The following is a 25,853-nucleotide window of genomic DNA, read 5'->3' as shown; positions in this document are numbered from 1 at the left end:
ACCCGCCCGCGTCAGATCAGGCGGGCTCGTCGCGCAGGTACGCGAGCTGGGCGACGACGGACTGCCGTGCCGCGCGGCGCACGGACGGGTCGACGTCCGCATAGACGTGCGCGACGACGGCGTCGGCGTCCGCGGCGGGACCGAGCGCGGCCAGCGCCTCCCGGACCTGCGCCAGGCGCTCCAGGCGGTGGGTGCGGTACGCACGGACGGCGTCGCCGAGGTCGTCGAGCGCCGGGCCGTGCGCGGGCAGCCCGACCCGCCCGTCGCCCACGCGCTCCAGCATGTCCAGGCTGGCGAGATAGTCGCGCAGCGACCCGTCCGGCTCGGCGATGACGGTGGTGCCACGGCCGAGCACGGTGTCGCCCGTGAGTACGACGGGTGCCTCGCCCGGCGCTGTCACGACGAACGACACGGAGTCGGCGGTGTGCCCCGGCGTGGCCAGGACGTCGACCCGCACGCCGGCGGCGTCGATCCGCTCGCCGCCGCGCAGCGGCTCGCCGCCGTGGCAGTGCTCCGGGTCGACGGCGCGCACCGGGGCGCCGGTGAGTGCGCGCAGCCGGGCCGAGCCCGCCGTGTGGTCGGCGTGGCGGTGCGTGATCAGCACCAGCCCGACGGGGCCCTCCGCGGCGAGCGTGGCGAGGTGCCGCTCGTCGTCGGGGCCCGGGTCCACGACCACGCTCGACGGCGAACCCGGCGCACGCAGCACGTACGAGCGCGTGCCGTCGAGCGTCATCGGGCCGGGGTTGTCGGCGCGGACGACGGTGACCTGGGGCATCGGGTGGTGCTCCTCTCGGGCCGCACTCAGCTGCGGCGGGCGACGTGGCGGATCGGTCCCTGGTAGGTGGCGATCGTGGCATCGCTCGTGAGCAGGGTCGAGCCGGTCATGATCGCCTGGGCGATCAGCATCCGGTCGAAGGGGTCGCGGTGGACCGCGGGGAGTCGGTTCGCCGCGACGGCGTGGGCACCGTCGACGGCGAGCTCGACGAAACCCAGGGCCAGGGTGGTCGCACGGGCGACGTGCGGGTCGAGGTCGAACTCGGGGCGGCCGAGGGCGGACTTGACGCCGATCTCCCAGATGTTGACGGCACTGAACCAGATCTCGGGCTCGGGGTCCGCGAGGATCTCCGCGACGTCGTCGGGCAGCCGCTCGGGGAACCCGAGCGTCCAGACGAGGACGTTCGTGTCGAGCAGGTACCTCACCGGTGACCGTCCGCGCGGTCGCCCTCGAACAAGGCCACCACCTCGTCCTGCGCCCAGTGGTCGAGGTCGTCGGGCACCGTGAACCCGCCGCGCAGAGGGCCGAGCTCCCGCCGTGGCCGGGTCGTGGGCCCGGTGCCTACCAGGCGGGCGACCGGCCGGCCGGCACGGGCGATGACGATCTCCTCGCCCTCCTCGACCGCCGCGAGAAGGCGGGAAAGGTGGGTCTTGGCGTCGTGGACGTTCACGGTCCGCACGGCGACCTCCTGGACCAGGGTGGACTAAGTCGAGGTTAGTCCCCGCACGCCGGGCGGCAACGGCGGCGGACCGCCCCTGGGGTGCGACGCGCACCAGCGTCGTCAGGCGGCGAGCGCCTCGGCGAGCAGCTCGAGGGTGCGGATGCGGCCGGGGGTCGCGTCCAGCGGCTCGGACTCGTAGGAGCCCGCGACCGGCACGACCATGACCTCGTCCACGCCGTGCCGGGTGGCGAGGTCGCGGAGCTGGGCCGCGGCCTGGTGCGGCTCACCGATCACCCAGCGCGAACGCATGTCCTCGATGATCTGCTGCGCCATGCCGTCCAGCGGGGTGGCGAGGGACTCCTCGACCGTCTCGGCCCGGCCCATCGGCTTGCCGGTGCGCAGCCGGGCCATCGAGCGCAGCTGGGGCAGGGCCCGCTCGTGCGCCTCGGCGGCGGTGGGCGCGACGACGACGTTCGCCGTGAGGAAGGTCTGCGGCTCCGGGTGTCCGGGGCTGGGCCGGTAGCCGTCGCGGTACAGGGCGAGCACCTGGTCGATGCCCGCGCCCGAGAAGTGGTTCGCGAACACGTACGGCAGGCCCAGCTCCGCTGCGAGCCGGGCGGAGTAGTCGCTGGAGCCCAGCAGCCACACGGTCGGGGTGCCGTCGGCGGCGGGGGTGGCGTGCACGTCGTAGAGGTTGCCGTCGCCGAGGCGGAGGGAGGCGCCGTCGGGGCTCATCAGGGCGAGGATGTCGCGCACGTGCTGCGGGAACCGCTCGACGTCCGACGTCGGGCCCGACTGTCGCAGGAGGGCCGTGACCACGGGGTCGGAGCCGGGGGCGCGACCGATGCCGAGGTCGACGCGGCCGGGCGCGAGCGCCTCGAGGGCGGCAAACTGCTCCGCGACCACGAGGGGCGCGTGGTTGGGGAGCATGACGCCGCCCGACCCCACGCGGATGCGCTCGGTGGCCGCAGTCGCCGCCGCGATCATCACCGGCGGCGTCGACGCCGCCACGGCGGGCATGTTGTGGTGCTCCGCGAACCAGTACCGCTCGAAGCCGAGCTCGTCCGCCCGGCGCACCAGGGCGAGAGAGGCGGCCAGCGCCTGGGGGCTGGACTGTCCCGTGCGGACCGGGACGAGGTCCAGCACGGACAGGCGGGGGGAGGTGGGCGCGGGGGTGGAGGCGTCGGCGTTCATCGCCTGGGACAACCCGCGGGGGCGTTGTGCCTATTCCTCGGGGTCTCCGGCCCGGGCTGTGGCGTCTCCGAGGGACGCGAGCGCGTCGGCCAGCCGGAGGCCCGGGGTCCAGTGGACGGCATGCCACCCCGCCTCCCGGGCCGTCTCGACGTTGCCGGGGCTGTCGTCGATCAGGCAGTGCGACCTGGGTGCCATACCGGTGCGCGTCTCGACGGCGCGGTAGAACTCGGGCTCGCCCTTGCGGTGTCCGATGTCCGCCGCGTAGTGGATCGCGGAGAAGCGACCGCGCAGCCCCAGGTCGTGCCACAGGTAGCGGGCCCGGTGGTGCTCCTGCACGGTCGCGAGCTGGAGATCGATCCCCCGCGTCCGTAGCTCCGCGAGGTCGTCGAGAAGCACGGTGTCGAGTGTGGCGTCGTGGGTGAACCAGTAGTCGACGAGCTCCTGCGAGGTCACAGGCCCGAGCCCAGGCAGCACCTGGTCCAGGCGCTCGAACAAGTCCGCGCGTCCCGCGAGGACGTCGTCGAAGTGCGCGCGGAAGAACACGTCCTGGAGATCGGCAGGGTCGATCCCCAGGTCGGCGAGGAGGTCTGCGTCCCAGCGGCGCCCGTCGGGGCGGCGAACGAGCACGCCGTCGACGTCGACCATCAGCGCGCGCACCGTCATGACGGCCCTCCTGGCAGCGGCTCGCGCAGCCCGCTCGCGCGGCGGACCGGGTGGGCCACGGCGGCGCGGACGGCGTCGGCGCTGCCCACGACGCGTACGAACTCCTGTGCGCGGGTGACGGCCGTGTACAGCAGCTCGCGGGTGAGCAGCGGCGAGATCGGCGGCGGCAGCACCAGGGAGACGCGGCGGAACTGGCTGCCCTGCGCGCGGTGCACGGTCATGGCGTGCACCGTCTCGACCGGCGGCAGCCGGTGGGTGCGTACCCGGAGCGGGGCGCGCGGGTCGCCGAAGACCGCGACGACCGCCCCGTCGGCGAGGTCTCCCTCCGCGACGAGCACGCCGGTGTCGCCGTTGTAGAGGCCGACATCGGCGTCGTTGCTCGTGACGAGCAGCGGCCGACCCACGACCCACGGCGACCCCGGGACGGAGGGGGTGACGGATCCGTCGGCAGCGGCGTCCTCCACCCATGCCTCGACCTGCGCGGCCCAGCGGGCCACGCCGACCGGCCCTCGCCGGTGCGCGACCATGACGCGGTGCTCGGAGAGGGCCTCCAGGGCTCCCGCCGCGTCGCCCGCGCGGGCCGCGGCCACGAGCCGCCGGCCGGCGTCGACCGCGTCGTCGTGCAGTCCCCGCACGGCGTGCTCGTCCAGGCGCTCCGTGTCCGCCTCGACCAGCTCGACACCACCGGTGCCGGCGCGCAGCACGTCGAGCACGGCGTCCGCGTCGCCGTCCCGGATCGCCGCGGCGAGCGGCAGGATCGCAGAGTCCTCGTCCTGGCGGTGCACCGTCACGAGCCGCACCACGCCATTGGCGAGCGCTGCGCGCTCGGCACCGTCGTTGGTCGAGCCCGTCGAAGCCCGGGACGTGGCCTCGACAGGCTCGACCGACGGGACCGAGGCCTCGAACGTCGCGACCGGCGGCCGCGCGACGAGATCGCCCAGGACGGCCCCCGCCTCGACCGACGCGAGCTGGTCCGGGTCGCCCACGAGCACGAGCCGGGCCTCGGGCCGCAGCGCCTCCAGCAGGCGCGCCATCAGCGACAACGGCACCATCGACGTCTCGTCGACCACGACGACGTCGTGCGGCAGGTGGTGGCCCGCGTGGTGCCGGAACCGGGTGGCGCTGCGGTAGCCCAGCAGGCGGTGCACGGTCGTCGCCTCCGGCCGGCCGGTGCGCTCGCGGTCCTCGGGCGCGAGGGAGCCGACCACGTCGCGCACCGCCTCCTGCAGCCGGGCGGCGGCCTTGCCCGTCGGTGCGGCGAGCGCCACCCGCAGCCCGGGCCCGGCCGCCTGCGTCCCGGTGTCGGCGACGTCCTGCAGCACGGCGAGCAGCCGCGCGACCGTCGTCGTCTTGCCCGTGCCCGGCCCGCCGGTGAGCACCGTGAGCCGGCGGCCCGCGGCGTGCGCGGCCGCGAGCCGCTGACGGACGTCGCCCGCCGCGGGGAACAGCCGGGACAGCGTCGCCTCCAGCCGGTCCGCTCCCGCCGGCTCGAGCGGGGGCGCCTGCAGCCGGGCGTCGACCAGCCGCCGCACGGTGAGCTCGTCGCGCCAGTACCGGTCCAGGTACAGGCGGCCGCCGACCCAACGGGCGGGGCGGTCGTCGGGACCGCCCGCGCCCAGAGCCACGAGCGGGCTCGCCTCGATCGCCCGCACCCACGCTGCGTGCTCCGGCCACGGCGGGGGAGTGGCCTCGGCGCCCCCGTCGCCGAGGGGGTCGCCCCGGTCGGCGTCCTCGGGCAGGGAGAGCGCCGCGAGCTCCACCTCGTCGTCGAGCCGCACGCACACCGACCCGCCGCGCAGCGCCCGGACGGTGAGCGCGACGGCGAGCAGCACCGTCGGGTCCTCCTCCCCGGTGAGCCGGCCGAGCCGGTCGGCGACGTGCACGTCCGTCGCGGCGACCAGGCCTGCGGCGTTGAACTCCCGCAGCAGGTCGGGGCCCGCGACGGCGAGGCGGACGTCGCCGTCGCTGGTCGAGCCCGTCGAGAGCCGGGTCCCGGCAGTCCCGGCCGACGAGGTCGTCCCGGCGGGCCCTGTCTGCGAGGTGGTCATGCGTCGCCTCCGTCCAGCAGCGCGGACAGTGCAGGGACGAGCCCGCGCGGCGGGGTCCACGACACGACGCCGTACGGGGCGCCGTCGGGCCCCGTCGGCGTGGCCGGGCCGCACATGCCGCGCACGAACAGGTACAGGCCGCCGCCGAGGTGCACGTCCGGGTCGTAGCCGGGCAGCCGCCACGCCAGGTAGCGGTGCAGCGCCACGAGGTAGAGCACGAGCTGCAGGGGATAGTGCGCGTGCAGCATCGCCTCGACCGTGGCCTCGGGCCGGTAGTCGTGCGCCGTCAGGGGCGTGTCGAACGTGCCGAGACGGTTGGACTTGTAGTCGACGACGAGGAAGCGCGGCGTGCCGCCGTCGCCGGGCACGCGCAGCACCGCGTCGATCGACCCGGTGAGGTAGCCGCGCAACGGCCGGGCCGTGGGGTCCGCCGCCGCGAGATCGGCGAGCGCGGCCGGGTAGGCGGCGAATGCGTCGTCGTCGCCGAGGAAGGTGGCCAGGAGGGCGGCGATCCCGGCGAGGGACGCGCCCTCCGTGGCGGCGGCCGAGCCGCCGTGCGCGTCGCCGTCGCCGCCGGCCAGCGGGAGCTCGAACTCCAGCTCGGCGAGCCGGTCGCGCGGCGTGATGTCGGCGAGCGTGCGCCCGCCGGCCAGCGGGCCGAGCGGGGTGCGCGCCACGACGCCGAGCGCGGCGGCCAGCTCGCCCGGGTCCGCGCCGGGCACCCGGGCGGTCGCCGCCGCGGCGCAGCGGGCGAGCAGCTCGGCGTCGAGGTCGGGTGCGGCCGTGTCCGCGTACTCCAGCACCTCGTGCACGAGCGTGCCGAAGCCCGTGCCTGCGGGCAGCCCCGACATGGGGGACGGCAGGTCGACCCCGGGCGCCTCGGCGGCCGCGACGTCGGCTCCGCCCGGCCGGACGGCCGTGGGTGCTGCCTCGGCAGGCTCGTCCTGGACGCCTCCGCCCTCGGGCTCCGACTCGATGCCGCCGGGCCCGGCACCGGTCGGCGCGGTGGGCGACGCGGCGAGGCCGCCCGGCCGTCCCGTGTGCGCTGCGGCCGTGAGCGCGGAGTACGACGCGCGCCGCCACGTCGGGTCCGGCACCCGGTCGAGGTGCGCGACGGCGAGCGCGGGCTCCGCCGTGGCGGGCGGACGCCAGGGCTCGGTCGACGGCGTGCCGGGCACCTCCTCGACGGCGATCGTGCCGCCGGAGCGCTGGGCGAGCGCCCCGAGCGTCCCGCGCACCGCGTCGTCGCGCATCGCCTGCTGAGACGCGTGCGGCGAGGGCTCCCCGCCCAGGGTGCGCTCGCCCAGCGCCACGCGCGTCAGCCCGCTCTTCGCCGTGTTCGCCTTCGACGGGGCCCAGTGCGCCACGACCTGGTGCCGGGCGCGGGTCAACGCCACGTACAGCAGGCGCAGGTCCTCGCCGCCCTCCTCCCGGCGGTGCCGCTCGAGCGCGGCGTCGTACCCGAACGAGCCCGGGCCGCCCACGTGCAGGATGCGTCGGCCGTCGCCGGCGTGGAAGCGCAGCACGTCCGGCTGGCGGGGCTCGAACCGGTCCCACGCGAACGGCACGTACACGACGCCGAACTCGAGCCCCTTGCTGGCGTGCACGGTGACGACCTGCACCGCCGCCGCGTCCGTCTCCAGGCGGCGGCTGCGCTCCTCGTCGTAGTCCTGCGCGGCCTCACGGATGCGCCGCCGCAGCCACGCGGTGAGCGCGGACGCGCCCAGACCCTCCGTCACCGCGGCGACGTGCAGCACCTCGCCCACGTGCCGCAGGTCGGTGAGGCGGCGCTCGCCCGCGGTGGTGCGCATGAGCCGCTCCGCCAGCCCGTCGCGCGTCACGGCCTCCTGCAGCGCCGCCACCCCTCGAGACCACAGCAGCCGGGACCAGCGGCGCACCGTGTCGGCGAGCGCGTCGTGCGCGGCGTCGTCCGCGGTCGCGAGGTGCTCGGCGTCCCAGCCGACGAACGGGGTGAGGGCCAGCGCCGCCGCGCGCCCGTGCGCCCCCGGTTGCTCCAGCGCGGCGAGCAGGGTGAGCCAGTCCCGTGCCGACGGCGTGGCGAACACGCTCGACAGCCCGGAGACGACGGCGGGCACGCCGCGCTTCGTGAGCTCCGACCGCACCGCCTCGGCCTGCGCGTTCGTGCGGGTCAGCACCGCGACGTCGCGCGGCTCGAGGGGCCTCCAGGCGCCGGCGGTCGAGCCTGTCGGGACCCCGGTCCCGACAGGCTCGACCAGCGCGGCGTCCACCAGCCGGTCGCGGCCCAGGCGTGCGGCGATGTCCGCCGCGACGTCCGCGGCCACGAGCTGGCGCGGAGGGCCGACCGGCGGCGTCTCGCCGGGGGACAGGCCGAGCGCCGCGCGCGTCACCTGTCGCAGCCGCAGCGGCGCTCCGCCGTCGAACCGCGACGCGCCGTGCGCGGCGTCCACCGGCCGCACGACGATCCGCTCGTCGCCCAGCGCCGCGCCGCCCAGCACCGTGTCGAGGGCGCGCAGCAGCGGCTCGTCGCTGCGCCAGCTGGTGCCGAGGGTGGCGACGGCGGTCGCGTCCCGCTGCGCGTCGAGGTACGCGACGACGTCGGCGCCGCGGAAGGCGTAGATCGCCTGCTTCGGGTCGCCGATCAGCACGAGGGTGCGGTGACCGTGGAACGCGGTGCGCAGGATCTCCCACTGCACGGGGTCGGTGTCCTGGAACTCGTCGACCATGACGACGCGGAACCGGGAGCGCACGCGCTGGGCCGCCGTGGGCCCGTGCACGGGGTCGGCGAGGGCCTCGCGCAGCATGACCAGCAGGTCGTCGTAGTCCATGAGGTGCTGCGCGCGCTTGCGGCGCAGCGTCTCGGTGCGGGTCTCCAGCGCGACCGCCTGACGCAGCGCACCGGGCGTGGTCGGCGCGCCGCCGCCCTGCTCGGCGGGCTCGACGAGGGCCTGGTGGTCGCTCACGGCGGCGCGGCCGAGGTCGGCCGCCATCGACGGTGTCAGGGCGGGGCGCGCCTCGTCCGCGAAGCGGCGCACGTACAGGTCGTCGGAGACCTCGCGGGCCAGGTCGGCGACGTCGGCGACGAACGACGCGGCGGGGTCGACGTCGGCCGCGATGCCGAGGGACGTGAGCATCTGCTGGCAGAAGCCGTGCGTGGTGGTGATGGTCGCGGCGTCGAGCTGTGACAGGGCCGCCGCGAGGCGGGCGCGGCGGCGGTCGAGCTCGGCCGCGTCGACGTCCGCGAGCAACGCGATCACCGGGTCGTCGCTGGATGCCGGGTCCGGGCCGCGCAGCGCCCGCTCGGCGCTCACCAGGCGCTCGCGCACGCGGTCGCGCAGCTCGGATGTCGCCGCCCGGCCGAAGGTGACGAGCATGAGCTCGCGGAGCTCGGCGCGGCCCTCGGCGACGAACCGGGTCGCGAGAGCGGCGATGGTGAACGTCTTGCCCGTGCCGGCGCTCGCCTCCAGCACCGTGGTGCCCTCCGGCAACGGCCCGCACACGTCGAAGACGGGCCGTTCCGGGGCGCCGGCCAGGCCGCCCGTCGGGTCGGTGCCGAGGCCCGTCGTGCCGCCCGCCGTCATGAGGTGCCCTTCTGCTCGTGCGCCAGCAACGGGTCCCACACCCGCCGGGCGAGCGCCCCCAGCCGGGACGGCTCGTCGGGGAACCGTCGGCGGTCGTCGTCGTCCGGCGTGCCGGCGACCACGTCGAACGACGCCCCGTCACCCCACACCATGAGGTGGTACGGGTCGGTCTTCTCGAAGCCGCCGGTCCACGTGTACCGGGCCTCGCTCGTCGCCTGGCCGGGGTCTCCTGTGCCCCCGCCACGGGAGACGGCGTACGCGTGCGCGGCGTCCGGGGGCAGAGGGAGAGGGGCGCGGACCGCCTCGGCCCGGAGCGCGACGAGGTCGTCGAGGAGCCGGGCGGCGTCCGCCGCCTCGGGGGCCTGGATCAGGCTCCATGCGGCCTTGGCGCCGCGACCCGGCGCGCGCCCGACCGTGCCGGCGTGCCACCGCTCTCCCGCGGGCAGGCCTCCGTCGCCGCCGGATGCTGCGAGCGCGAGCGTCTGCACCCAGGCCCGCAGCCGGTGCTTCGGCCCGAGCTTCGAGTACTCGGCGCGCACCACGCGGCCGCCGTGCACACCGGGGACCGTGCCCGTGACGAGGACGCCGGACGGCAGCGCCGCGGACACGTCGACGGCGCGGGCGGACAGGTCGGCCCGGACCTGCCGCGCCATCGTCTCCACCGGCTGCACCCGCTCGACGACGTCGCGCAGCGCGGTGCGCCCCAGCTCGCGCGGCGGTGCCTGGCCGCGGCGCCACTCCGCCTGGAACGCGCGCCCGGGGTCGGTGCCGCCGAGCACGGCGGTGAGCATGCGGTCGCCGGCGCCCCACGCCGCGAGCGGCGGCATCGTCAGCGGGAGCCGGTCGTCCACCTCGTCCTCGTCCTGCGCGACGCGGACGTCGAGCGTGGTCCGCAGGAACCACCGCACGGGGTGCTCGAGCATCGCGACGAGGTCGTCGAGGTCGACCTCGCCCGGCGCGGAGGCGCCGAGCGTGAGGGGCTCGGGCACGAGCAGCCCCTGCTCGACGCGGTCGCCACGCCCCGCCTCCGCGCCGCGGAACGCCGCCGAGTCGAAGCTGAACGGCCCGGGCGCGCCCAGCGCACCGGCCTCGAAGTTGCGCTCGCCCACCACCTGAAGCGGGTGCCGCACCACGACCTGCCGCCGCACGGGCAGGCCGTCGTCGGCGGCGCCGACCCGGTCGAGCGCGTCCAGCAGCTCGGCGACGGGGACGGCGGGCGGCCGCGCGGCTCCGGTGCGCTCGTCGGCGCCCGAGTGCAGCACTACCAGGTGCTCGCGGGCGGCGGTGAGCGCGTCGAGGAAGATCTGCCGGTCCTCGCTGCGGCGGTCCCGTTCGCCCAGGCGGGCGTCGCGGGCGAGCAGGTCGTCGCCGTCCGGCGTGGCCGAGCGGGGGAACGCGCCGTCCTCCATGCCGAGCAGGCAGACCACCCGGTGCGGCACCGCGCGCATGGGCTCGAGCGAGCACACGGTGAGCGCGCCGGTGCGGAAGCCCGCGCGCGTCGGCCGGCCGGCCAGACGGTCCGCGAGCAGGGCGCGCACGTCCTCCAGCCGCAGCCCTGCGCCCACGGCGGCCCGCCCGGCACCCGCGGCCCGCACGTCGCCCAGCACCCGGCGCGCCTGGACCGACTGCCACGCGTCGTCCTGGGCCGGGTCGGTGAGCAGCGTGACGGCGCGTTCGAGCGTGTCGAGCCAGTGCTCCAGCGGGTGGGTGCCGTCCAGGTCGGCGAGCAGCCCCGTCAGCCGTGACACCAGCTCGGCGAACCGGCCCGCGACGTCCACGTCGGTGGACCCGACGTCGTCCAGCGGCAGCGCCGGGCCCACGAACCGGGAGTCCTCCTCCGCCATCGCGACGCCCAGCAGCACCCGGTCCAGCGCGGCGTCCCAGGTGCCCTGCCGCACGCGCCGGTCGATGCCGAACCGGGCGCGGCGCGACCCGTCCTCGCCCCAGCGGACACCCACCTCGACGGCCCAGTCGCGCCACCGGTCGAGGTCGTCGTCAGAGAGGCGGAAGCGGCGGCGCACCGGCTCCGTCGTGGCCAGGTCGAGCACCTCCGACGCGGTGACGCGACCGTCGGCCAGCCGCAGCAGCGTGGCCAGCATGCCCAGCACGGGGTTGACGACACCCGGCCCGCGGTCGGCCAGGCTGACCCGCAGCCGCTGGCCGGGGTGCACCTGCGTGACGCCGTCGGGCGCGGCGCCGAACGTGGCGGTCACCAGGGGCGCGAACGACTCGACGTCGGGGCACATGACGATGACGTCGCGCGGCTCGAGCGTCGGGTCGGCGGCGAACAGCCCGGTGAGCACCTCGCGCAGCACCTCGACCTGGCGGGCACGGCCGTGGCACGCGTGCACCTGCACGCTGCGGTCGGCGGGGTCGACCGGGCTGGGCGTCGCGTCCGGGTCGTCCGCGCGCAGCGCCGACTGGAGCGCGCCGAGCAGCGTGTCCGGGGGTGGCGGCGCGGGGTGGGACGTGACGCGCACAGCAGGCCGCTCCTCGCTGGCGGCCGGGTCGTCGACGGCCCCCGACAGCCGCAGCTGCAGCTCGACGGAGTCGCGCGCGGTGGAGGCCAGCAGCGCGTGCCGCGCGGCCGGGGGCAGGGCGTCCCGACGCGGGTCCACCATGCCGCCGGTCGCCGCTGGCCCTGTCGCAGGGGCGGGCACGAATGCCTCGACCGACTCCCACAGCGCGGGGGAGGGGTGCGGCAGCCAGAGGTGGACGTCGCGGTGCAGCGCGAGCGCCCGCAGCACGCGGAGCTGGTCCTCGGGCAGGCGGGTGGGGCCGAAGACGGACAGGCGCGCGGGCAGGTCGACCGCGCCCGGGTCGGCGCGCAGCGCGGCGACGGCCTCCGTCAGCACCTCCGCCGGACCGGGCTCGTCCACGCGCTCGCGCACCAGCCGCCACAACCGCGGCTGCCACGCCAGGTCGTCGGGGGCGTCGTCGTCGCGGCCCTCCCGCCACCCGGTCAGCAGGCCGGGCCGCTGCTGCGCGTAGGCGGCGAACAGCTCGGCCACGCGCTGCGCGAGCGCGACGCGGCGCGAGCGCCGCACGCCGTCGCCGGCCTCCCCGACGTACCGCGCGAGCGGTGCCGCCCAGCCCTCGTCCAGCGAGGCGTCGATCGTCTCCAGCACGGGCCACACGAGGCGGGCGCGCCGCCACGGGTCGGCGTCGGGCTCGACGCCGGTCACCGCCGTCACCGCGGACGCGACCAGCCGCGACGGCGAGGAGAAGTCCACGTTGGCGCACACCCCCGCGCCCGACCGGCCGACCACACCCAGCCGGTGCGACAGCCGCTGAGCCAGCCAGCGCTCGATGCCGCGCGTGGGCACCGCGACGACGTCGGGGGTGAACGGGTCGTCCGGCGGCTCGGCGAGCACGTCGGCGAGGGGCGCGACGAGCGCGTCGGAGCGCTCGGACCGGTGGACGTGCAGCACGTCGGCCAGGTTACGGCCCCGCGCCGACAGCGACACCCGGTTCTCCACAGGGATCGACGCCCGGGGGGACGCGAGGGAGATCGGCCGAGCGGGCGCGGGTCGTCAGTCGGCGTAGTGCCCCAGCCACGTGGCGCCGGTCCACAGCTCGTACTGCCCCGGGCGATGCGGTGAGGGATACATCCCGGGCGGGTCGATGCTGCGGTCGGGGGCACGGAGCACGTGCCCGTCGCGGTGGTTCAGGTGCCAGGTGCCGCGGTAGTCCCAGGCGGCGCGCATGTCGCCGGAGAGGGTCAGCGGGCCCTCGCCGACCCAGAACCCTCCGAAGTCCAGGACCAGCGTGGTGTACCCGCGCTGCAGCTCGGCGGCGGACTGCCGCCCGACGGCGGCCAGCCGGCGGAACAGCAGCACGAACCAGGTCAGGCCGAGGACGCCGAACACCGGCGCCTGCCACGCGCCGGGGACTCCGAGCGGGTCCATCAGCAGGACGACCGCGAGGATCGCGACCAGGCCGCCGGCGGCGAACGCCACGAAGCGGAGGAACAGGCCGTTGGCCGTCGGCCGGACGGCCAGCTCCGGGGGCTGGTCGGGGACGACCGGCAGGCCCCCGGCGCGACGCGCTTCCGCGTAGCCGGGGACCTGCCGGGGATGAGGGCCGCCTTGCGGGCGGCCTCGGCGTGCGTTCACTGTCAGTCGGACCAGATTCCGTCGTCGGGGATGGCCACCGCGCTGTCCCACAGCCGGTCGCCGACGTCGCCGACGGCGATCACGACGTCGACCGCGACGCCCGGGTCCACGGGCACCGCACACTCGAGCGGGACCGTGAGGCCGTCGAACGCCGTGTCGTATCCCGGCGCGCCGGCGGCGTTGTCGACGAAGTACTGCGCGTTCGTGTCGGCGTTGACGGTCGCGACGGAGACCGGACTGGTGGTGCCCGGCACGGTAGCGCAGTTCTGGCCGTCCACGAACACCCCCATCGCGTCGTTGAACCTGCTGCCGACGAACTCCGGGTACTCCTCGCTCGCGAAGACGTACCGGACACGGAGCGTGTCGCCCGTCGGGACGAGCCGCACGCGGTAGGCGGCCGCGTCGCGGGTGTCGACGCCGGCCAGCGCGCTCAGTGCGTCGTTGCCAGGCCCGTCGAGGTCGGTGCTCGCCAGGTTGCCGGGGTCGCCCTTGGCGTCCTCGACGGAGCCGGTGCTGAGCACCCACGCCGTCGTGTCCGGGACGTAGCCCCCGACGTGGCCCCACTGCCCGGCATCGCCGACGACCTCGTCGTCGACCATGGTCACGCCGTCTCCGAGCAGGTCGCCGGTGGGGTCGGGCGCCTCGTTGCAGCCGCTCGGGAAGTGCCACGGGCTGCCCGCGTACTGGAACACCTTGCTCAGCAGCTCCGTCTCGGCCTTGGCCTCGAAGACACCCAGCCACGCCCGGGCGGTCAGGATCATCGCGATCTTGCCGCCGAGGCCGAGCTCGACGCACGGATCGCCGCCCGGGAACGAGATCATGGCCTTCGCGCTGAGCGGGGCGATGGTGCCGCCGATCCCGGCGATCACACCGGCGTCGGTGGTGCCGGCCCCGGGCCCGAAGACCAGGTCCCCGGCGACGTCGGCCTGGATGGTCGCGGCCCCGCCCTCGGCCTTCGGGACGAGCGGCTCCGTCTCGGCGATGAGGTCCGTGTCGAAGTGGTTGTCGCCCTCGAGCCCGACGTAGCCGTCGGCCGCGAAGCCGATCGTCGTCGCGGCGCCGACGTTGGAGATCTTGAGCTCGCCCGAGACCCCGATCTTCACCGCCGGCTTGATGAGGAGCGCCAGGGGCACGGGCCCCGCGGTGAACGTCTTCATCAGCGAGGGAAGCGTGATCTCGCACTCGTAGGCCGCCTTCGCCGTCGCGCTGAGGGCGCCGGAGAGCGTCACCGCGACCTCGGTGTCGATGCCGAGGCCGGTCGGGACGTCCACCCCGAGGACGTTGTACTTGTCGACGGTGACGTCGATGTGGCCGTCCATCTCGAACCCCGGGTCGAAGCCGATGCTGCCGAGCTCGGCGCCGAGCTTGTTGCACTCGCCGATCGCCTGGGTGCCGGGCTCGGCGGCCGGCGCGCCGGCCCGTGCGCGATCGGTGGCGAGGGGCTCGGGCGCGGTCGCGGTCGGGTCGTCGGGCGGCGGGATCTCCTGCAGCGGCACGGCGCCGAGGTCCGGCACCGTCATGTCCAGGTAGTCGAGGCCGTCGCCGACGCCGCCCGCCGCGAGCGCCAGCGTGCGGCCGTCGAGCGACACGTCGTCGACGACGCCGACGAACCCGCCCGGGAGGGAGTCGGTGGCCGGGAGCACGACGGCGGCGCCCGGCGCCGGGGCGTCGACGCCCTCGGCGAGCACGACGCGGACGCCGTCACCGGTCTGCTGCGCGGAGACGACGTCGTCGGCCGTCGCGAGCATGGTCATCTGCCTGACGGTGTAGCTGGCGGTCTCGGGGCGCTCGGGGTCGGGCGTGCCCACCGTGAGCGCCACCGGGCCGGCCCGGTTCGCGACGCCGTGCGCGCTGTCGCCGGGCCGCGCCCACAGGGAGTACGTGTACTGCGTGCCGGGCTCGAGCCCGGTGTCGACCAGGCCGTCGCCGTCCGTCTCGACGCGCACGCCCTCGGACGGGCTGGTGGCAGGCTCGTCGCCCAGCGTCCGCCGCACCTGCACCGAGGTGTGCGGCGGCGCGTCCCAGGCGAGGGTCACCCGGTCGGGCTCCGCACCCACCTGGTGCACCTCCTGGACACCCTGGGAGCGGAAGTACGTGACGGTGACGTCGGTGGTCGCGCCGGGCTTGACCTGGATGTTGCGCAGCTTCTCCGCGATCCCGACGTAGCGGAGCTTGCCCGCCATGACCGGGTCGACCTCGACGGAGTAGCGGCCCGACGGCGCGTCCCACTCGACGACGCTCCCGGTGCCCTCGACGCCCTTCGAGGCGACGTACTGCTGCTCCTTGCTCGTCAGGTTGAGCTGGCCGGGCACGTCGTCGGGCGTGCTGAACGTGACCCGGATCGTGCCGGTGCCCGGGGGCGCGGCGTGCGCCCCGACGGCCGCGCCGGCGACCAGGGCTGCGCTCGTGAGCGCAGCGATTCCGTACCGCAACAGGTGGCGCATGAGAGTTCCTCCGACGGCCGCGGGACGCGGCCCGTTGCACGGTCCGCACGGTGCGGGCCGTTCCGAACTTCATGGCTGTGGGGAGGGAAGGGCGCCGGGTTCGGGACACCGGGGCGACAGTTCCCCCGGGAGACGTAACCCAGGTTCCGCCCTCCGCCTCAAGACCCGTCGGCCCTCTCCCGGGAAGGCTCGGGGTACCGGCGCAGGCGACACGACGAGAGCGCCGGACGACGAGGGAGGGACGGATGACCACCATCCGGATCGAAGGGCTGCACAAGTCCTACGGCGGCTTCGAGGCCGTGCACGACGTCAGCTTCACGGCTGAGCCGGGGAAGGTCGTCGGCCTGCTGGGGCCGAACGGGGCGGGCAAGAGCACGACGCTGCACGTGCTGCTCGGGCTGGCCCGGGCGGGGGCGGGCACGGCGACGTTCGACGACCGCCGCTACGCCGAGCTGGAGCACCCGGCGCAGGTCGTCGGCGCGCTGCTGGACGCGGGCGGGCTGCACCCCGGCCGCACCGGCCGCGACCACCTGCGGGTGCACGCGGCCGCGTCGCGCCTGCCGGGCCGCCGCGTGGACGAGGTGCTCGCCGCCGTCGGCATGACTCCGGCCGCGGACCGCCGCGTGCGCACCTACTCCCTCGGCATGAAGCAGCGCCTCGGCATCGCGACCGCGTTGCTCGGCAGGCCGCAGGTGCTCGTGCTCGACGAGCCCGCCAACGGCCTCGACCCCGCCGGGATGCGCTGGCTGCGGGAGCTGCTGCGCTCCTTCGCCGACGACGGCGGCACGGTGCTGCTCGCCAGCCACGTGCTGGGGGAGGTCGCGCAGGTGGCCGACGACCTGGTCGTGATCGGCCAGGGGCGCGTCGTCGCCGCGGGAGCGCTGGACGAGCTCGTCACCACCGACCGGAGCCTCGAGGACGTGTACCTCGACCTCACCGCCGCCACCGAAGGAGTGCGCTGATGTACCGCGCCGTGTTCCGTGCCGAGCTGCTCAAGCTGCGCACCACCCGGACGCCCTGGGTCATCGGGGCCGTCGCCGTCGCGGGGATGCTTCTCACGCAGGTCCTCACGCTCGTGCTGCCGCGCACGCTACGCACGCTGGAGGCCCTGAGCGGGTCGGACGCCGGGTTCCACGCCGGGGTCCAGATGTCCCCGGCGGACACGAGCGAGCTCCTGTCGGGGCTCGCCGCCGCCACCGACCTCGGGTCCGCCACGGCCCAGCGCTCCCTGCTCGACCTCATGGGCAACGGGCCCGCCGGGTCCGGCTCCAGCGGCGTCACCGCGCTGTGCGTGCTCCTGCTCGGTGCGCTCGCGGCGACCATCGACTTCCGCACGGGCGGCATCGTGCCGACCGCGCTCGCCGTCCCCGACCGGCTCCGGATCCTCGCGGGCAAGGCGGGCGCGACGGCGACGGCGGCGCTCGCCGTCGGCGCGGCGCTCGCCCTGGTCACCGCCGTCGGGCTGGTCGTCGCGGTCGCCACGACGCCCGGCGCGAGCCTGGCGATCGGCGCCGGTGAGGCGCTCGGCGTGTGGGTGCGCGGCCTGGCGGTCATGGTCCTGCTCTCGTGGCTGGGGCTCGCCGTCGGTACCCTCGTGCGGGGGCAGGTCGCGGCGATCGTCGTGGTCGTCGGGCTCGCCCTCGTGGAACCGATGGTCCAGGCCGCCGCGCTCGTCCTCACGGGCGGTGCGACGACGGCGACGTCGTGGCTGCCGATCACCCTCGGCTCGCTCGCGTCGGCGGGTCAGGGCGCGGCCCAGCTGTTCGGCGCGACGACGGACGCCGCGGCGGGCGTCGGCGCCGCGGCGGCGCTGGCGGGGCTGCTCGCCTGGGCGGCCGTGCTGCTGGTCGCCGCGGGCGCGGCGTTCCGGCGTCGCGACCTCGCCTGACAGCGCCTGATCGGTGTCTGACCAGCGATGACGCGTCTCGTCCGGCCCCGGACGGCGTACCGTGGGCCGGGCGGCACGCGCCCTTCCGGGGCGGCCTCACCGCCCCGGGACGACCCGTCCCGCATCATCTCGACTTCGACGGAGGACCTGTGCTCGACGTGCTGCGCCGGCGGCTCGACGCCCTCGGCGTCCGGACCCCCACGGGCCGCGACGCGCTGCTCGGAGCCGTGGTCGCGGTGATGTCCGTCGGCCTGTTCGTGGCCGTGCTGCAGCTGGTGTCCTCCAACCTCGGCGAGACGTTCGGCGCCCGGGCGTCGCTCGACGGCATGAGCACCGGGGCGACGGTGGCGGCGTGCGTCGTCATCGTCGGTCAGGCGATGGCGCTGACGCTGCGCCGCCGGTGGCCGATGCTGTGCCTGGCGCTCACGCTGCTCGGCCAGCTGGCGCTGGCACCGCTGCTGCCGGCGTTCATGAGCTTCCAGGCGCCGGCGGGGCTGATGGCCGCGTACTCCGTGGGTGTCTACGCCCCGCGCCGCCCGGCCCTCGGAGCGGCGGCCGCGACCGCCGTCGTGCAGGTGCTGCTCGGGTACGTGCTCGGCGGCCCGGCGTCGGCCGCGGAGCTCGGCGTGCCCGTCGGCACCCAGCTGTGGGGCGGGCTGGTGTCCGCGCTCGTCACGTACCTCGGCGCCGTGCTGGTGGGCGCGTACGTCGGCACCCGCCGGGAGCTGCTGGCGCAGCTGCGGGCGCGCGTCGCGCAGGCGGAGCGCGAGCGCGAGGCGCTCGCGGCGCAGGCGGTCCTCGCCGAGCGGGGGCGGATGGCCCGTGAGCTGCACGACGTCGCGGCGCACCACCTCTCCGGGATCGTCGTGCAGGCCGCCGCCGCCGAACGGCTCGTGACCGGCGACCCGGAGCGGGCGAAGGAGTCGCTGCGCTGGATCCGCGGGCAGGGACGCGAGACGCTCGAGAACCTGCGGCTCGTCGTCGGCATCCTGCGGGACACCGGCGACGGCGACGACGCACCCTCCGCCCCGCAGCCGACCCTCGCGGACGTGCCCGCCCTGCTCGACCTCGCCCGCAGCACCGGCACGCGGGTGCAGGAGACGCGCCGGGGCGACCCCTACGACCTGCCGCCGACGGCGCAGCTCACCGTGTACCGGGTGCTGCAGGAGTCGCTCGCCAACGCCCGCCGGCACGCGCCGGGCAGCGCGGTGGACGTCGAGACGGTGTACGACGAGGACGAGCTCGCGGTGACGGTCCGCAACGGCCCGGCCGACCGGCCGGCGGCGATCGCGCCGCCCGAGGAGGCAGGGCCCGGTCACGGCGTCATCGGCATGACCGAGCGTGCGGAGCTCGTCGGCGGCCGGCTGACCGCGCGCCGCACCTCCGGCGGCGGCTGGCTGGTGCGCCTGACCGTGCCGCGTCCCGAGAGCGCGGCCCCCGCCCGCCAGCGCGCCGGACAGGTCGCCCGGTGACGCGCGTCGTGCTGGTGGACGACCAGGCGGTGGTGCGCGCCGGGTTCACCGTGATCCTGCAGAGCGAGGGCCTCGAGGTGGTGGGCGAGGCCTCGAACGGGGCCGACGCCGTGCGGGTGGCGCGCCGCGAGCGGCCCGACGTCGTGTGCATGGACGTGCGGATGCCCGGCGGCGACGGCATCACCGCGACGCGTGAGCTCGCCGGGCCCGGCGTCGTCGACCCCGTCCCCGTCCTCGTGGTGAGCACGTTCGACCTGGACGACTACGTGTTCGGCGCCCTCGAGGCGGGCGCCTCCGGGTTCCTGCTCAAGGACGCCGAGCCGGACGTGCTGGTCGACGCCGTGCGCCGCGTCGCCGCGGGTGACGGGCTCGTGGACCAGACCCTCACGCGACGCGTCATCGACGAGTTCGCGCGGCGCCGGGGCCCCGTCGTCGCCGACCCGGCCGCGTCCGGGCTGCTCACGGGGCGTGAGCAGGAGATCGTCGCGTTGCTGTGCCGCGGGTCGTCCAACGCCGAGATCGCCGCGGCCCTGTTCCTCGAGCCGAGCACGGTGAAGTCGCACCTCAGCCGGATCATGACCAAGACGGGGGCACGCGACCGCGTGCAGCTCGTGGTGTGGGCGTACGACGCGGGGCTGGCCGTCCCGGGGGCCTGACCTGCGTCCGTCTCATCTTTCTCTCATGAGCGCTGGTTAGCGTGCGGCCGGCGGCCCGACGACGTGGCGGTCTTCGAGAGGAGAACGGTCATGGCGATGCTGCGCGGGGCGGTCACGCTCCTGGGGCTGCGCGGCGGCCCTGCCGCGACTCTCGCGGTGATGCTCCTGGCGGTCGTGGGCGGCCTCGTGGTCGCTCACCTCGGGCGCCGGACGATCGGTCGGCCGTCGCACCTGGCGTTCGGGCTGGCGCAGGAGACGGGCTACGGCGAGATGTTCTTCTCGGTCCTGACCGTCTGGGCGGCGGCCCTCCTGGTGTGGGCCGCGGTCCGGTGGCGGCAGGTCGTGCTGACGCTCCACCTGCGCGCCGGACCTGACGCGCGGGCCGTCTCCGGCGTCCTCGTCCTGCTCGCCGGCGGGCTCTTCGCCACGGGCGTCGTCCTCGACCTCCTGCACCGGTTCACGGACGGCGGGTTCCCCGACGCTCTCCTCACGGCCCTGGAGGACGGCGGCGAGATCGCGGTGATGAGCGTGCTGGTGGCGTTCCTGTTCGCCGTGGTCGCCTGCGGTCACCGGCCTCGGCCGGGGCCACGGCTGGCGCGGCTGATGGGCGTGCGCCCGGCCCCCGTGATCGCGGCGCCGCCGGACGTCCGGCCGGGTGTCGCCGTCCCGGCGAGGGCCCCGTGAGTCGGCCGGCGGGCGGGCGCCGGCGCGTCGCCGATGCGGTCGGGGTGCGCCGCGGACCTGCCGCCGTCCTGCTCGTGATGCTCCTTGCGCTGGTCGGGGCGCTGGTGTCGGCGTACCTCGGGCACCGGCTTGCCGGGTGGCCCGCCGAGCCAGGGTTCCGCCTCGGGCGTGAGTGGGGGTACGGGGAGGTGCTCTTCGCGGTCCAGGTGGCCTGGGCGGCCGGGCTCCTGGGCTGGGTCGCCGTGCGGCTGCGCTGGCCGGTCATGGCGGCCTGGGCGCTCGGGTTCGTCGTCGTGCTCGTCGACGACCGCCTCATGCTGCACGAGCGCGCCGGTGCCTGGCTCGCGCGCAGCCCGGCACCCGTCGCCGGACCCGCGATCGGCGAGCTGGTGTGGCTCGCGGGGCTCGCGCTCGTGCTGGGCGCCGTGCTCCTGGCCGCGCACCTGCGATCGAGCCCCGCCGCGCGCGCCGCCTCGATCGTGCTCCTGCTCCTGACCGTGGCGCTCGCCGGCTTCGGTGTCCTGGTCGACCAGCTGCACGTCGTGGTGGAGGGTCGTGCGCCCCACACGTACCTCGTGACGGCGGTCGAGGAGGGCGGCGAGCTCGCCGTGCTGAGCGTGATCGTGGCCTACCTGTTCGCCGTCGCGTGCGACGGCCACCGGCCCGGACACGACATGGCCGGGACGCGGGCCGTGGCCCCGTCCGGCATGCGTCAGCCGTTGCCGGCGTCGCTGACCCGCCACCCCTCGGGGCCGCGGGTGAGGTAGTAGGTCCAGCCCCAGCCGTCCTCGGGGACGGAGACGTCCTCGGCGAACAGTCGCCGGTCGATGTCGAAGCTGGCATGGACGGCACCCGTGCCCACGGTCTGGAGTTCAGTGGTCGTCAGGCTCGCGGCGTCGTGGCACATGGATTCGGTGACGGCGGCGAACGACGGTGCGGTGAGGTCCTGCGCGGTGTCACAGTCGTGCGCGTCGATCGCCTCCAGATAGGCGCGCACGACCTCCTCGGCCGTGGCGTCGGCGGGTGGCGACAGGACGTCGGCGGTGCGGGGCAGCGGGTACAGCTGTGCCATCCCGACCACGGCGACCACGGTGACGGCGGCGATCGCCACCCACCCGACGCGTCGTCGACGGCGAGTGCGCGCGGGGACCGTCTCGGCCGACATGGTCGGACCGTACCCCTGGTGCGGGGCCGCGGCCACGGGCGCGCACGAGCGAGCCCGGCCCGCGTCCGTCGACGCGGGCCGGGCTCGTCGTGCTCGTGCCGGCTGCCGTCAGTCGGCGTCCTCCCACCCGTAGTCCGGGAGCTCGAAGAACGCGTCGCCGTCGAGGCTGTCGACCTCGCCGGTGGCCATCGCGTCGATGAGGGACTCCACGCCGGTGCGCACGCTCTGCACGAGCATGCCGTGCAGCTTCTGGCCGAGGTCGTCCTGCTGGCCGCGCACCTCGAACAGCACGGTCGCCGACCCGTTGAGGGCGAACGCGGACCGCCCCTGGCCGGCGTACTCGCGCGCGTCGGGGTGGAAGTAGCGCCCGACGGCGGCCAGCGGCGACTGCGTGCCGTACTGCGCCTGGATGCCGTTCGCGACGGCAAGCGCGTAGCGCCGTGACCTGTCCTGGTCGAGCAGCGGCCAGTCCGCCTGGTAGGCGGCGCCGTCGTTCACGCCCAGCGGCGGGTAGTCCAGCGACACGGAGATGGGCTTGCCGTCCTGGGGGCCGCCCGTCAGGTCGTCGCACGGGCCCATGTGGTGCAGGTCGACGACGGCGTCGACGGTGCCGAACTCCTCCTGCAGCCCGACGTAGACGTCGCGGATCGTCTGCGACTCCGGGGACAGGAAGAACCCGGCGTCGACCTGCTGCCCGGGCAGGTCCTCCGGCTGTGGTACGTAGTCCAGGTCGGGGTTGAAGTCGCGGTTGAGGTCGAAGCCGGGCTGGTCGATGCCGTCGCCGGTCAGCGAGTGGTACCAGGCGCGCGGAGCACCGGCGAGCTGCGGGAAGTCGGCCACGACGTCGTCCCACGGGACGACGTTCATGCGGCGGTTCAGCTCGCCGCCGTCGGGGTTGACCATGGGCATCGCGACCAGGGTGACGTTCTCCAGCGCCCGGCGGGTCGCGGCGTCGTTCCCGCTGCCGAGCTTCTTGAGGATGCCGAGGAGCGCCTCGGTGCCGGTGCGCTCGTTGCCGTGGATGGCGCTCTGCACCAGCAGCACGCGGTCGCCCGTGCCGACGCGCGCGGTGTACAGCTCGCGGCCCTGGTGGGTGTGGCCGGCGACGTCGACCTGGACGCGGCCGTTGCTGGTCCGCTCGAGCTGCGCGAGCTCCCGCTTCAGCTCCGCGTGGGTGGTCCAGCCGTTGAACTGCGGGTCGTCGAAGGTCTTGCAGGTGCCCTGCTCGTCGGGCGCGGGCGGGGCCGTCCGCACCGGCGCCGCAGCGGCCGACGTGGCGGCGAGACCGGCGACGGTGGCGCCGGCCGCGAGGGCGGCGACGAGACGTCGGGGTCGAGGGGAAGAAAGACGCACGTGAAACCTCCGGTGGTGGTTGTCCGTGGTGCAGCCCGGCACTCCGTCGTGCCGGTGAGCAGCATCCTTGCGCCGAAGGCGGCGTTCGGCGCGCTGAGGTCGCCCGGACAGACAGTTTCTCGAGTATTCGCCATGTTGCTGCACGGAGACGGGGGCGCACTCTGCTGCGGGCGCCGACTCCTGATCCACCGACGAGCCTGTCGAGACCGGGCTCGACCCGCGGGCGCTCAGCCGGGCGGGGTCAGTGCTTGAGCACGTCGACGGCGGTGTCCAGGCAGTGCAGCGCGCTCGGCGGGTCCACCCGCACGAGGGTGAAGGCGCTGATCACGAGGGCCGTGCAGACGTCGGCGAGCCGGTCGGCGTCCGCCTCCGGTGCGTCCGGGCGCATCGCGACGACCCCGCGCCGGAGGGCGGCGCGCAGCTCCGCTCGGTAGTCGGCGACGGTCTGCCGGACGGCGTCGTCGCTCGCGAGGGGGGAGCTGGACGTGTTGACCAGCAGGCAGCCCGCGGCGCCCTGGATCTCCTCCGCCCGGGCGAGCGCGGCGCGCAGGCCGGTCAGGTAGCCGACGAGGGCGTCGGGGGCGACGGCGTCGGCGACCAGGGGGCGCAGCCGGGGGCGGACGACCTCGTCGAGGTAGCTCTGCACGGCGGCATCGAAGAGCCCGCGCTTGGAGCCGAAGGCGTGGTAGATGCTCGACCGGTTCAGGCCCGTGGCGCGCTCGAGCGCGGGGACGGACGCCTCCGCGTAGCCGTCGCGCCAGAACACCTCGCGCGCCGCCCGGACCGCCTGCCCGGTCTCGAACCCCTGCGCCCTGCCCATCCTGCCTCCAAGTTGTGTAACGCTCGTTGCAGTATATACAGTGGACCGACCGTTACAGAATCAGCCCGGCCTCGCGCCGGGCAGGCAACAGGGAGAACCGATGGTCGCCGTAGGGCTCGTCCTGGCGGGGGTCGCCGCCGCGCTCCACGTGTTCATCTTCTGGCTCGAGTCCGTCGCGTGGACCACGCCCCGGGCGCGTGCCACGTTCGGCACCACCGAGCAGGAGGCCGCCGCCACGCGTGAGCTGGCCTTCAACCAGGGCTTCTACAACCTGTTCCTCGCCGTCGTGACGGCGGTCGGCATCGTGCTCGTCGCGGCCGGGACCACGGGTGCCGGCGCGGCGCTCGTGCTGGCCGGCACCGGCAGCATGCTCGCCGCGGCCCTCGTCCTGTTCCTGTCCTCGCCCGGCAAGCGAGGCGCGGCGATCAAGCAGGGCGCCGTGCCGCTGCTCGCCGTCGTCGCGCTCGTCGCCGGCCTCGCGCTCTGACCACCCGCTCCACCGGAAGAAGGCACCACCCGCATGTCCTCGATCGTCAGCACCCAGGTCCAGCTCGCCGCCCGCCCCTCCGGGTGGCCGACGCCGGACGACTTCCGCACCGTCCAGGTCACGTACGGCGACCTCGAGCCGGGCCAGGTCCGCGTCGCCAACGAGTTCGTCTCCGTCGACCCCTACATGCGGGGGCGCATGAACGACGTGAAGAGCTACACCCCGCCGTTCGCCCTGGGGGAGACCATGACGGGCGGTGCGATCGGGCGCGTCGTCGAGTCCGCGTCGGACGACGTCCCCGTCGGCGCGATCGTGCTGCACCAGCACGGCTGGCGCGACGTCGTGCAGGAGGACGCGCGCGGGTTCCGCGTCGTGCCGGAGCTGCCGGGCGTGCCCCTGTCGCTGCACCTGGGCATCCTCGGCATGACGGGCCTCACCGGCTACGTCGGCCTCACCGCCATCGCGGGCATGAAGCCCGGCGACACCGTGTTCGTCTCGGGCGCCGCGGGCGCCGTCGGCACCGCCGCGGGCCAGATCGCGCGGCTGCTCGGCGCGGGTCGGGTCGTCGGGTCGGCGGGGTCGGCGGAGAAGGTCGAGCTGCTCACCTCGAAGTACGGCTACGACGCCGCCCTGAACTACAAGGACGCACCCGTGCGCGAGCAGCTGCCCGGGCTGGTGCCGGGCGGCGTCGACGTCTTCTTCGACAACGTCGGCGGCGACCACCTCACCGCGGCGCTCGACGTGATGAACGACGGCGGCCGGGTCGCGCTGTGCGGCGCCATCGCCGGCTACAACACCACCGACCGCCTGCCCGGGCCGGACAACATGGCGAACCTCATCACCCGCGGGCTCATGCTCAAGGGCTTCACGCTCGCCGGCTACCTCGACCACGCGCCCGCGTTCCGCGAGCTCATGACCGGCTGGTTCGCCGACGGGAAGATCGCCTACGACGAGACCGTGGTCGACGGCATCGAGAACGCCCCGCAGGCGTTCGTCGACATGATGCGCGGCGCCAACACCGGGAAGATGGTCGTCCGCACGGCAGGTTGAGCTCAACCGGCGGCGCGGGCGACGAACACCCACTCCAGCCCCGGGCGGTCGGGGGCGTCGCGCACCTGCTCGACGACGTACCCGCACTGATCGAGCGACGCCTCGATCTCGTCGTGCTCGCGGAAGCGCAGCGTGGAGTCGGAGTGCAGCACGCGCCCGTCCGGCAGCGCGATGGTGCCGTGGAAGGTGACGAAGGGCGCGGAGACGTCGGTCAGGTCGGTCCACGTCTCGACGATGCCGACCCCGGGCACGTCGGTACGTGCGAAGGTGTGCTCCCGCGTCCAGCGCTCCCAGTAGCGGCGTGCCGGGTCGCGGGTCTCGAAGACGAGGTACCCACCCGGGGCGAGCGCCGCGCGGACACCGCGGAGCGTCGCCGTCCACGCGGCGTCGGTGAGGAAGACCTGCGCGACGTTGCCCGTCATCGTGGCGAGGTCCACCTGGAGGGCCGGGAGGGAGGTGGCGTCGCCGTGCAGCCAGCGCACGCGCTCGGCGCCGGGCTTGGCCCGGGCGACGTCGAGCGACGCGGCCGCCGGGTCGACGCCCACGACGTCGACCCCTTCCGCCGCGAGCAGCAGGGCGAACGTGCCGGTGCCGCAACCGACGTCGAGCACCTGGCGCGCGCTCAGCTCGCGCGCGAGCGCCAGGTAGGCGTCGAGGTCGCCGCGGTCCGGGTCCAGGGGGTCGTAGAGCCGGGCGAGCGTGGGGTCGTCGAAGATCGCGTCGGGCACCCACCGACCGTAGGCCGACGTGACCCGGCGGGCACCAGGCAGTTCCCGGTGACGCGTGCACCCCGACCGGTCATGCTGGCCGTCATGATC

General features: G+C 75.5%; 22 protein-coding genes. 8 read left to right on the top strand and 14 right to left on the bottom strand.

Annotated elements, in window-relative coordinates:
• Positions 1-16: 16 nt before the first annotated feature.
• The 10 genes from B5Y66_RS17360 to B5Y66_RS17315 form a co-directional block, all read right to left on the bottom strand.
• Complete coding sequence (locus B5Y66_RS17360; RefSeq protein WP_079575839.1) at positions 17-775, bottom strand: MBL fold metallo-hydrolase; 759 nt, start codon at positions 773-775, stop codon at positions 17-19.
• Positions 776-801: 26 nt separating this feature from the next.
• Complete coding sequence (locus B5Y66_RS17355) at positions 802-1,200, bottom strand: type II toxin-antitoxin system VapC family toxin (protein ID WP_079575837.1); 399 nt, start codon at positions 1,198-1,200, stop codon at positions 802-804.
• Positions 1,197-1,454, bottom strand: coding sequence for a type II toxin-antitoxin system Phd/YefM family antitoxin (locus B5Y66_RS17350; RefSeq protein WP_079575835.1), 258 nt, complete (start codon positions 1,452-1,454; stop codon positions 1,197-1,199). The genes B5Y66_RS17355 and B5Y66_RS17350 overlap by 4 nt, the downstream gene beginning before the upstream one ends.
• A 102-nt stretch (positions 1,455-1,556) precedes the next feature.
• The gene (locus tag B5Y66_RS17345; RefSeq protein ID WP_079575833.1) at positions 1,557-2,630 is read right to left on the bottom strand and encodes an LLM class flavin-dependent oxidoreductase; all 1,074 of its coding nucleotides are present in this window, start codon (positions 2,628-2,630) and stop codon (positions 1,557-1,559) included.
• 30 nt (positions 2,631-2,660) lie between these two features.
• A complete protein-coding gene (locus tag B5Y66_RS17340; RefSeq protein WP_079575831.1) occupies positions 2,661-3,293 on the bottom strand; it encodes an HAD-IA family hydrolase in 633 nt (210 codons plus the stop codon).
• Complete coding sequence (recD, locus tag B5Y66_RS17335) at positions 3,290-5,341, bottom strand: exodeoxyribonuclease V subunit alpha (protein WP_079575829.1); 2,052 nt, start codon at positions 5,339-5,341, stop codon at positions 3,290-3,292. Before recD ends, B5Y66_RS17340 begins: the two co-directional genes overlap by 4 nt.
• Positions 5,338-8,901 carry a UvrD-helicase domain-containing protein gene (locus B5Y66_RS17330; protein ID WP_079575828.1) on the bottom strand — a complete coding sequence of 1,188 codons (3,564 nt, stop codon included), beginning with the start codon at positions 8,899-8,901 and terminating at the stop codon, positions 5,338-5,340. Before B5Y66_RS17330 ends, recD begins: the two co-directional genes overlap by 4 nt.
• Positions 8,898-12,332, bottom strand: a complete 3,435-nt coding sequence (gene recC / locus B5Y66_RS17325) for an exodeoxyribonuclease V subunit gamma (RefSeq protein WP_079576009.1) — start codon at positions 12,330-12,332, stop codon at positions 8,898-8,900. Before recC ends, B5Y66_RS17330 begins: the two co-directional genes overlap by 4 nt.
• Positions 12,333-12,434: 102 nt before the next feature.
• Positions 12,435-13,016, bottom strand: a complete 582-nt coding sequence (locus B5Y66_RS17320; RefSeq protein WP_079575826.1) for a hypothetical protein — start codon at positions 13,014-13,016, stop codon at positions 12,435-12,437.
• A 2-nt stretch (positions 13,017-13,018) separates the two neighbouring features.
• Entirely contained in the window at positions 13,019-15,460 is a 2,442-nt protein-coding gene (locus tag B5Y66_RS17315; RefSeq protein WP_079575824.1) for a choice-of-anchor L domain-containing protein, read from the bottom strand.
• Positions 15,461-15,705: 245 nt separating this feature from the next.
• Between B5Y66_RS17315 and B5Y66_RS17310 the strand changes: the two genes are divergently transcribed.
• The 6 genes from B5Y66_RS17310 (at position 15,706) to B5Y66_RS17290 (ending at position 20,927) form a co-directional block, all read left to right on the top strand.
• The gene (locus B5Y66_RS17310) at positions 15,706-16,422 is read left to right on the top strand and encodes an ABC transporter ATP-binding protein (protein WP_079575822.1); all 717 of its coding nucleotides are present in this window, start codon (positions 15,706-15,708) and stop codon (positions 16,420-16,422) included.
• Positions 16,422-17,348: a hypothetical protein gene (locus B5Y66_RS22330; RefSeq protein ID WP_139820953.1), complete on the top strand. Its 927-nt coding sequence runs from the start codon at positions 16,422-16,424 to the stop codon at positions 17,346-17,348. Before B5Y66_RS17310 ends, B5Y66_RS22330 begins: the two co-directional genes overlap by 1 nt.
• A gap of 149 nt (positions 17,349-17,497) precedes the next feature.
• Complete coding sequence (locus B5Y66_RS17305) at positions 17,498-18,820, top strand: sensor histidine kinase (RefSeq protein ID WP_139820952.1); 1,323 nt, start codon at positions 17,498-17,500, stop codon at positions 18,818-18,820.
• Positions 18,817-19,476 (top strand): response regulator transcription factor, encoded by a 660-nt coding sequence (locus B5Y66_RS17300; RefSeq protein ID WP_079575818.1) that lies wholly within the window; start codon positions 18,817-18,819, stop codon positions 19,474-19,476. The genes B5Y66_RS17305 and B5Y66_RS17300 overlap by 4 nt, the downstream gene beginning before the upstream one ends.
• A gap of 90 nt (positions 19,477-19,566) precedes the next feature.
• Complete coding sequence (locus B5Y66_RS17295) at positions 19,567-20,160, top strand: hypothetical protein (protein ID WP_079575816.1); 594 nt, start codon at positions 19,567-19,569, stop codon at positions 20,158-20,160.
• Positions 20,161-20,204: 44 nt separating this feature from the next.
• Entirely contained in the window at positions 20,205-20,927 is a 723-nt protein-coding gene (locus B5Y66_RS17290; protein WP_079575814.1) for a hypothetical protein, read from the top strand.
• Here the strand turns inward: B5Y66_RS17290 and B5Y66_RS17285 are convergent.
• From B5Y66_RS17285 to B5Y66_RS17275, 3 genes are all read right to left on the bottom strand, one after another.
• Positions 20,873-21,325, bottom strand: coding sequence for a hypothetical protein (locus B5Y66_RS17285; RefSeq protein ID WP_139820951.1), 453 nt, complete (start codon positions 21,323-21,325; stop codon positions 20,873-20,875). The two genes, B5Y66_RS17290 and B5Y66_RS17285, sit on opposite strands and share 55 nt — an antisense overlap.
• 108 nt (positions 21,326-21,433) lie before the next feature.
• Positions 21,434-22,678, bottom strand: a complete 1,245-nt coding sequence (locus B5Y66_RS17280; RefSeq protein ID WP_079575810.1) for a M14 family zinc carboxypeptidase — start codon at positions 22,676-22,678, stop codon at positions 21,434-21,436.
• Positions 22,679-22,919: 241 nt separating this feature from the next.
• On the bottom strand, positions 22,920-23,498 hold the full coding sequence (locus tag B5Y66_RS17275; RefSeq protein WP_079575808.1) for a TetR/AcrR family transcriptional regulator: 579 nt from the start codon (positions 23,496-23,498) through the stop codon (positions 22,920-22,922).
• A gap of 100 nt (positions 23,499-23,598) precedes the next feature.
• Between B5Y66_RS17275 and B5Y66_RS17270 the strand changes: the two genes are divergently transcribed.
• Both B5Y66_RS17270 and B5Y66_RS17265 read left to right on the top strand, forming a co-directional pair.
• On the top strand, positions 23,599-23,985 hold the full coding sequence (locus B5Y66_RS17270; RefSeq protein WP_079575806.1) for a DUF1304 domain-containing protein: 387 nt from the start codon (positions 23,599-23,601) through the stop codon (positions 23,983-23,985).
• Positions 23,986-24,018: 33 nt separating this feature from the next.
• Positions 24,019-25,035, top strand: coding sequence for an NADP-dependent oxidoreductase (locus tag B5Y66_RS17265; protein ID WP_079575804.1), 1,017 nt, complete (start codon positions 24,019-24,021; stop codon positions 25,033-25,035).
• 2 nt (positions 25,036-25,037) lie between these two features.
• On the opposite strand, the gene B5Y66_RS17260 is transcribed toward B5Y66_RS17265, so the two are convergent.
• Positions 25,038-25,763 carry a class I SAM-dependent methyltransferase gene (locus tag B5Y66_RS17260; RefSeq protein WP_079575802.1) on the bottom strand — a complete coding sequence of 242 codons (726 nt, stop codon included), beginning with the start codon at positions 25,761-25,763 and terminating at the stop codon, positions 25,038-25,040.
• Positions 25,764-25,853 lie beyond the last annotated feature (90 nt).

Origin of the sequence: Krasilnikoviella flava (assembly GCF_900167525.1) — a bacterium.
GTDB lineage: Bacteria > Actinomycetota > Actinomycetes > Actinomycetales > Cellulomonadaceae > Isoptericola > Isoptericola flavus.
The sequence above is the reverse complement of the archived record's forward strand: the minus strand, read 5'-3'. Positions and strand labels throughout refer to the sequence as shown.

Bases quoted from the DNA above. Each gene is read 5' to 3' on its own strand.
- B5Y66_RS17360 (WP_079575839.1), bottom strand. From the start codon at position 775: ATGCCCCAGGTCACCGTCGTCCGCGCCGACAACCCCGGCCCGATGACG.
- B5Y66_RS17345 (WP_079575833.1), bottom strand. From the start codon at position 2,630: ATGAACGCCGACGCCTCCACCCCCGCGCCCACCTCCCCCCGCCTGTCC.
- B5Y66_RS17340 (WP_079575831.1), bottom strand. From the start codon at position 3,293: ATGACGGTGCGCGCGCTGATGGTCGACGTCGACGGCGTGCTCGTTCGC.
- recD (WP_079575829.1), bottom strand. From the start codon at position 5,341: ATGACCACCTCGCAGACAGGGCCCGCCGGGACGACCTCGTCGGCCGGG.
- B5Y66_RS17330 (WP_079575828.1), bottom strand. From the start codon at position 8,901: ATGACGGCGGGCGGCACGACGGGCCTCGGCACCGACCCGACGGGCGGC.
- B5Y66_RS17315 (WP_079575824.1), bottom strand. From the start codon at position 15,460: ATGCGCCACCTGTTGCGGTACGGAATCGCTGCGCTCACGAGCGCAGCC.
- B5Y66_RS17310 (WP_079575822.1), top strand. From the start codon at position 15,706: ATGACCACCATCCGGATCGAAGGGCTGCACAAGTCCTACGGCGGCTTC.
- B5Y66_RS22330 (WP_139820953.1), top strand. From the start codon at position 16,422: ATGTACCGCGCCGTGTTCCGTGCCGAGCTGCTCAAGCTGCGCACCACC.
- B5Y66_RS17295 (WP_079575816.1), top strand. From the start codon at position 19,567: ATGGCGATGCTGCGCGGGGCGGTCACGCTCCTGGGGCTGCGCGGCGGC.
- B5Y66_RS17285 (WP_139820951.1), bottom strand. From the start codon at position 21,325: ATGTCGGCCGAGACGGTCCCCGCGCGCACTCGCCGTCGACGACGCGTC.
- B5Y66_RS17275 (WP_079575808.1), bottom strand. From the start codon at position 23,498: ATGGGCAGGGCGCAGGGGTTCGAGACCGGGCAGGCGGTCCGGGCGGCG.
- B5Y66_RS17270 (WP_079575806.1), top strand. From the start codon at position 23,599: ATGGTCGCCGTAGGGCTCGTCCTGGCGGGGGTCGCCGCCGCGCTCCAC.
- B5Y66_RS17265 (WP_079575804.1), top strand. From the start codon at position 24,019: ATGTCCTCGATCGTCAGCACCCAGGTCCAGCTCGCCGCCCGCCCCTCC.